This window comes from Planosporangium thailandense, assembly GCF_011947195.1.
GTDB classification, from domain to species: domain Bacteria; phylum Actinomycetota; class Actinomycetes; order Mycobacteriales; family Micromonosporaceae; genus Planosporangium; species Planosporangium thailandense.
Genome location: NZ_JAATVY010000045.1, coordinates 24,323 through 30,914 on the forward strand (window position 1 = coordinate 24,323; position 6,592 = coordinate 30,914).

General features: G+C 70.3%; 7 protein-coding genes. All 7 read left to right on the top strand.

Annotated elements, in window-relative coordinates; all coding sequences use genetic code 11:
• Positions 1-30 precede the first annotated feature (30 nt).
• The 7 genes from HC031_RS30990 to HC031_RS31020 are packed head-to-tail and all read left to right on the top strand — an operon-like array spanning position 31 to position 6,283.
• Entirely contained in the window at positions 31-1,017 is a 987-nt protein-coding gene (locus HC031_RS30990) for an ABC transporter substrate-binding protein (RefSeq protein ID WP_167929011.1), read from the top strand.
• Positions 1,014-1,934, top strand: coding sequence for an ABC transporter ATP-binding protein (locus tag HC031_RS30995; RefSeq protein WP_167929012.1), 921 nt, complete (start codon positions 1,014-1,016; stop codon positions 1,932-1,934). Before HC031_RS30990 ends, HC031_RS30995 begins: the two co-directional genes overlap by 4 nt.
• Positions 1,927-2,799: an ABC transporter permease gene (locus HC031_RS31000; RefSeq protein ID WP_167929013.1), complete on the top strand. Its 873-nt coding sequence runs from the start codon at positions 1,927-1,929 to the stop codon at positions 2,797-2,799. Before HC031_RS30995 ends, HC031_RS31000 begins: the two co-directional genes overlap by 8 nt.
• A complete protein-coding gene (locus tag HC031_RS31005) occupies positions 2,796-3,356 on the top strand; it encodes a flavin reductase family protein (RefSeq protein ID WP_167929014.1) in 561 nt (186 codons plus the stop codon). The genes HC031_RS31000 and HC031_RS31005 overlap by 4 nt, the downstream gene beginning before the upstream one ends.
• On the top strand, positions 3,353-3,967 hold the full coding sequence (locus HC031_RS31010) for a malonic semialdehyde reductase (protein ID WP_167929015.1): 615 nt from the start codon (positions 3,353-3,355) through the stop codon (positions 3,965-3,967). Before HC031_RS31005 ends, HC031_RS31010 begins: the two co-directional genes overlap by 4 nt.
• A gap of 43 nt (positions 3,968-4,010) precedes the next feature.
• Complete coding sequence (locus HC031_RS31015) at positions 4,011-4,922, top strand: TauD/TfdA dioxygenase family protein (protein WP_167929016.1); 912 nt, start codon at positions 4,011-4,013, stop codon at positions 4,920-4,922.
• A complete protein-coding gene (locus HC031_RS31020) occupies positions 4,922-6,283 on the top strand; it encodes an LLM class flavin-dependent oxidoreductase (RefSeq protein ID WP_167929017.1) in 1,362 nt (453 codons plus the stop codon). The genes HC031_RS31015 and HC031_RS31020 overlap by 1 nt, the downstream gene beginning before the upstream one ends.
• Positions 6,284-6,592: the final 309 nt, after the last annotated feature.

The window sequence follows — 6,592 nt, forward strand, 5'->3', positions numbered from 1 at the left end:
AGAAGAAGACTCACGAAGACCGTCGCTGCGATGGCGGTCGCCGTGGTGGGGCTGGCCGCCTGCGGCACGGCCGGCGCCTCGCCCGGAAAGCAGGTCACCGAGCTGCGCTACCAGGGCTCGGTCGGCGCGGTCACGCTGCCCGAACTGGCCGCCGACCTCGGCTACCTGGGCAACGTGAAGCTCAAGTGGATCGGCAACACGATCAGCGGCCCGCAGGACATCCAGGCCGCCACGACCGGCGACACCGACTTCGGCGGAGCGTTCAACGGAGCGATCGTCAAGCTGAAAGCGGCCAAGGCGCCGATCAAGGCGGTGATCGGCTACTACGGCGTCGACGAGCAGTCGTACAACGGCTTCTACGTGCTCGACGGCAGCCCGATCAAGTCCGCCCGCGACCTGATCGGCAAGAAGGTCGGCATGAACACCCTCGGCGCGCACCACGAGGCCGTGCTCAAGACGTACCTGACCCGCAACGGCCTGTCCGAGGCGGAGATCAGCAAGGTCACCGAGGTCGTCGTGCCGCCGGTCAACACCGAACAGGCGCTGCGCGCGGGCCAGCTCGACGTCGCCGTACTCGGCGGCGCGCTGCGGGACAAGGCCCTCGCCCGCGGCGGAATCCACCCCCTGTTCACCGACTACGACCTGCTGGGCAAGTTCACCGCCGGCAGCTATGTATTCCGCACCGACTTCATCAAGAAGAACCCCGACACCGTACGCACGTTCGTCACCGGCGTCGCCAAGGCGATCGAATGGGCCCGCACCCAGCCGCGGGACACCGTCATCGCCGAGTACGAAAAGATCCTCAAGGCCCGGGGCCGCAACGAGGACGACAGCCAGCTCCAGTACTGGAAGAGCACCGGCGTCGCCGGTGCCGGCGGGCTCATCACCGACCGGGAGTTCTCCACCTGGATCGACTGGCTCACCAAGGACGGCGAGCTCAAGGGCAAGGCGGTCAAGCTCACCGACCTGTACACCAACGAGTTCAACCCGTACCGGCCGGGCGGTGACCGACGATGACCGCGAAGATCAGTTTCCAGGGCGTCGGCAAGACGTTCTCCTCCCGCGGGCGACAGCTCAGCGCGCTGGAGGACATCACCTTCGAGGTACGCCGCGGTGAGTTCCTGGCCCTGGTCGGCCCCAGCGGCTGCGGCAAGTCCACCCTGCTGGACCTGCTGGCTGGGCTGTCGGCGCCCACGACGGGTGAGATTCTCGTCGACGGCGCGCCGGTGACCGGCCCGGGGCTGGACCGGGGCGTGGTGTTCCAGCAGTACGCCCTGCTGCCCTGGCGCACCGCACAGGCCAACGTGGAGTTCGGCCTGGAAGCCAAAGGCGTCGCCCGACGCGAACGTGCCGACCGCGCCCGGCACTTCCTCGACCTGGTCGGCCTCTCCGGCTTCGGCGACCGGTACCCGCACGAACTGTCCGGCGGCATGAAGCAGCGCGTCGCGATCGCCCGCAGCCTGGCCTTCGACCCGGACGTGCTGCTGATGGACGAGCCATTCGCGGCGCTCGACGCACAGACCCGCGACAGCCTCCAGGACGAACTGCTGCGCATCTGGGAACGCACCAACAAGACGATCCTGTTCATCACCCACGGCATCGACGAAGCCGTCTACCTCGGCCAGCGGGTCGCCGTGATGACGTCACGACCAGGGCGAATCAAGAAGATCATCGACATTCCGCTCGGGTCGCGCACCGAGACCGAGGACCTGCGCTCCGACCCCACGTTCGCCCGGTACCGCCACGAGATCTGGACGCTGCTGCGCGACGAGGTCGTCAAGGCGCAAGCGCAGGAGCACGCCGCCGACCACTGGGGCACGGCCGGCGAACGGCGGCCCCGGTGGCACGGTCTGGCACGCAGCCGGCCACCACGGCGCGGCAGAAGACCCGGACCAGCCCCCACCAGCGACCATCAGGAGGCCGGCGTTGACTAGCACCGCTTACTCCACCCGCGCCGACACCACCACGGCGACCGTCGATTCATCACCGGACGAATCGGCGCCGTTCGCTGGCGACGCCGGTCCGTTCCGCCGGCGACGCCCGGTCGCCCTGGTCGGCGCCGTCGCGCAGCGCACCGCTGCCATCGCCGCGCTGCTCGCCGTCTGGGAGACGTTCCCGCGCCTGAACCTGGTCGACCCGACCTTCCTGCCACCGCTGTCACAGGTAATCGAGGCATGGTGGACCCTCGCGACCACCGGTCAGCTCGCCCAGCACGTCGAGGCCAGCCTGGCCCGGTCGCTGTCCGGGTTCGGGCTCGCCATCCTCGTCGCCGTGCCGCTGGGACTGCTCATCGGTTGGTACCGGCCGGTCGCGACGCTGCTGAACCCGCTGCTGGAGGTGTTCCGCAACACCGCCGCCCTTGCCCTGCTGCCGGTGTTCGTGCTCATCCTCGGGCTGGGCGAAACCTCCAAGATCGCGATCATCCTGTACGGCTGCGCCTGGCCGATCCTGCTCAACACCATCAGCGGGGTGCGCACCGTCGACCCGCTCCTGGTCAAGTCGGCCCGCTCGCTCGGCCTGTCGCCGCTGCGGCTGTTCGGCAAGGTGGTCCTGCCGGCCGCGGTCCCCACCATCTTCACCGGCATCCGGCTGGCCGGCGCGTACTCGATCCTCATCCTCATCGCGGCGGAGCTGGTCGGCGCGAAGGCCGGCCTCGGATACCTCATCACCTACGCCCAGTTCAACTTCGACGTGCCGGACATGTACGCCGGCATCATCACCATCTCGGCCATCGGCCTGGTCATCAACCAGCTCCTGGTCCTCCTGGAGCACCGGTTCTCCTCCTGGCGGACCTCATGACCGCCGCGCCCCCGGCAGTGAGCGCCGCGCCGCCAGCGGTGAACACCGCGCCGTCCACCCTGAACCCCGATGTGCTCCGCGGTCTGCTGCGCCACCAGGCCAGTACGGTGACCGTGGTGACCGCACCCGGAACGCCTCCGGTCGGCTTCACCGCCACCTCGTTCACGTCGGTGTCGCTGTCGCCGCCGTTGGTGTCGTTCTGCCTCGCGCGGACCTCCTCGAGCTGGCCGACGGTGGCCGGGGCCGAGCACGTCGCGGTGCACCTGCTCTCGCAACGGCAGCAGGCCCTCGCCCGGACATTCGCCACGAGCGGCATCGACCGGTTCGCCGAACCCACGGCGTGGCGGCCCGGCCCGCACGGCGTGCCCATCCTCGACGACACGCTCGCCTGGCTGCTCTGCCGGGTGGTCGATCGGGTCGCCGCCGGCGACCACGCCCTCGTGCTCGCCGAGCCGCTACTCGCCCAGCACGGTGAAGCCGACGCCCCGCTGCTGTACCACCAGGGTGGCTACACGGCCCTCGTACCCGCCGCACCACGAGCCGGAGCCGCGACGTGACCGCCCCCGCCGCCGGAGACCTGCTGGCGCTGGACGCCGCCGCGCAGGACCTGCTCTTCCGCGCGGCCCACACCGCGAACACGTTCACCGACGAGCCGGTCACCGACGAGCACATCCACGCGATCCACGACCTCATCCGGTACGGCCCGACCGCGTTCAACGCACAGCCGCTGCGCATTCTCCTGCTGCGCTCGCCGGCGGCACGGCAGCGGCTGCTGCCCCACCTGGCCGAGGCCAACCGTGCCAAGACCGCCGCCGCACCGCTGACGGCGATCCTCGCCGCCGACACCGCGTTCCACGAGCACCTACCGCAGGTATTTCCACACCGACCCGGCCTCGCCGACCGGCTGGGCACCGACCCGGCCGGCCGGCACGCGCAGGCCCGCTTCAACGCCGCGCTGCAGATCGGCTACCTCATCGTCGGCATCCGCGCCGCCGGCCTGGCCGCCGGCCCGATGGCCGGCTTCGACCCGGCCGGCGTCGACCGAGAGTTCTTCCCCGACGGGCGGTTACGCGCGCTGCTCGTGGTCAACATCGGCCGCCCCGGCCCGCACGCCTGGGACGGGCGACTACCCCGTCTGACGCACGACGACATCGTGCGCACCGCCTGAGGCGGCACGACTTCGTCATGCAGACCGTTCAAGGAGGACAGCCATGACCACCACCCACACCGGCCTCGATGTCAGGAAGATCGGCGGCCGCATCGGCGCCGAAGTCGTCGGCCTCGACCTGTCCACCCCGCTCGACGCGGGGACGGTATCGGAGCTCACCGCCGCGCTGCTGGCCCACAAGGTCCTCGTGTTCCGCGGCCAGCACCTCGACGACGCCGGCCAGGTGCGTTTCGCGGCCGCGTTCGGGCCACTGACCACCGCGCACCCCACAGTGCCGGCGCTGGACGGCAACGAGCACATCCTGCCGGTCGAGGGCGGCGAAGGGGCACGGGCCAACAACTGGCACACCGACGTCACGTTCGTACACACCCCGCCCAAGGCCAGCACGCTGCGTGCCCTGATCGTGCCGCCGTACGGCGGCGACACCCTCATCGCCAACACCGCGGCAGCCTACGCCGACCTACCCGAGGAGCTGCGGCTACTGGCCGACCGGCTGTGGGCGGTACACACCAACGACCACGACTACGCCACCCACCCGCAGTTCCGCACCGACGAGGCGGTCGAGCGGCACAAGGTGTTCGTCTCCCGCCGGTACTCCACGGCCCATCCGGTGGTGCGGGTGCACCCGGAGTCCGGGGAACGGGGACTGTTCATCGGCGGCTTCGCCCAGCGCCTCGTCGGCCTGTCCCACACCGAGTCCCGCGACATCCTGCGGCTGCTGCAGTCGTACGTCACCCGGCCGGAGAACACGGTCCGCATCCGGTGGTCATCTGGCGACCTGGTGCTGTTCGACAACCGGATCACCCAGCACTACGCCGCAGACGATTACGGCGACCTGCCCCGCCGACTGCACCGCGTCACTGTCGCCGGGGATGTGCCGGTCGGCGTCGACGGCCGACGCAGCCACGTCATCGAAGGCGACGAAGCCGACCACTTCACCCCGAAGGCAGCCTGATGAGTACCCGACACGGCACACTGCACCTCAACGCGTTCCTGATGGGCGTCGGACACCACGAGGCCGCCTGGCGGCTTCCCGAGGCCGACCCGTTCGCCCACGTCGACGTCGCCCACTACCAGCACCTCGCCCGCATCGCCGAACGCGGCATGCTCGACTCGCTGTTCCTGGCCGACGGGCCCGTACTGTGGAACGACCTGGGCCGCCGGCCGGCCGGCACACTGGAACCCACCGTACTGCTGACCGCCCTCGCGGCGGTCACCAAGCACATCGGACTGATCGCCACCGCGTCCACGACCTACAACGAGCCCTACAACCTGGCCCGCCGGTTCGCATCGCTGGACCACATCAGCGGCGGGCGGGCCGGCTGGAACATCGTCACCACCGCCGACCTGCAGGCCGCCCGCAACTTCAACCTCGACTCCCTGCCCGCACACCGGGAACGCTACGAACGCGCCGCCGAGTTCGTCGACGTGTCCCTGAAGCTGTGGGACAGCTGGGACGACGACGCCGCACTCGGCGACAAGGCCGCCGGAGTGTGGGGCGACAGCGCGAAGATCTACCCGCCCGAGTACGTGGGCAAGCACTTCCAGGTCGCCGGAGCGCTCAACGTACCCCGCCCGCCACAGGGCCACCCGCTGCTGGTGCAGGCCGGCTCCTCCGAAGACGGCAAGGACTTCGCCGCCCGCTACGCAGACGCCGTCTTCACCGCCCACCAGACCCTCGCCGACGCGCAGACGTTCTACGCCGACCTCAAACGGCGTGCCCTCAGCCACGGCCGGGACCCGGACACGGTCAAGATCCTGCCGGGCATCGTGCCGATCCTCGGCGCCACCGAAGCCGAGGCCCGCGCCCTGGAGGCCGAACTGGGCCGGCTCATCCGGCCGGAGTACGCCCTGCCGCAGCTGGCCGAACTGCTCAAGGTGTCGCCGGACGAACTGGTTCTCGACCGGGAACTGCCGGTCGAACTGCCCGACGAGGACGCCATCGAAGGGGCCAAGAGCCGCCGCACCCTGGTGGTCAACCTGGCCCGCCGCGAACGGCTCACCGTCCGTGAGCTGATCGGCCGGCTCGGCGGCGGCCGCGGGCACTTCACCGTCGCCGGCACCCCAGTGCAGATCGCCGACACGATCGTGGAGTGGTACGAAAACGGCGCGGCGGACGGGTTCAACATCATGCCGCCGGTACTGCCGTCCGGGCTGTCCGCCTTCGTCGACCACGTCGTGCCGATCCTGCAGCAACGCGGCCTGTTCCGCACCGACTACGACGGCCAGACCCTGCGCGACAACTACGGCCTGCCCCGCCCGGCAAACCGCAACACCGCCGCTCCCGCGCCGGCCCTGACCGGCGACGGCCGGTAGCCCATACGGGTGCGTGGCTCGCGCGGGTGAAGCCGTGCGGGCCACGCAGCCGGGGGCCGAGCTTCCCGGGGGTCAGCGGCCGAGGCGTACGAGGGAGGTTGCCGGGCGGAATGATTACCGGCGGTGGGAGCGAGTCAGGCTGTGGCGGGGGCATGGGCGGCAGCGGCACGATCATGATTAGCTCGCCGGGCAACGGGGAAGAGCTCAGGCTGCCCAGTCAATCGTGCGGGGACGTGTACGAGATGGCGATCCTCGGCTTTGTACGGTCGTGGAATGCGCCTCCCCACCGCGGCGATCACCGCGGCTTCC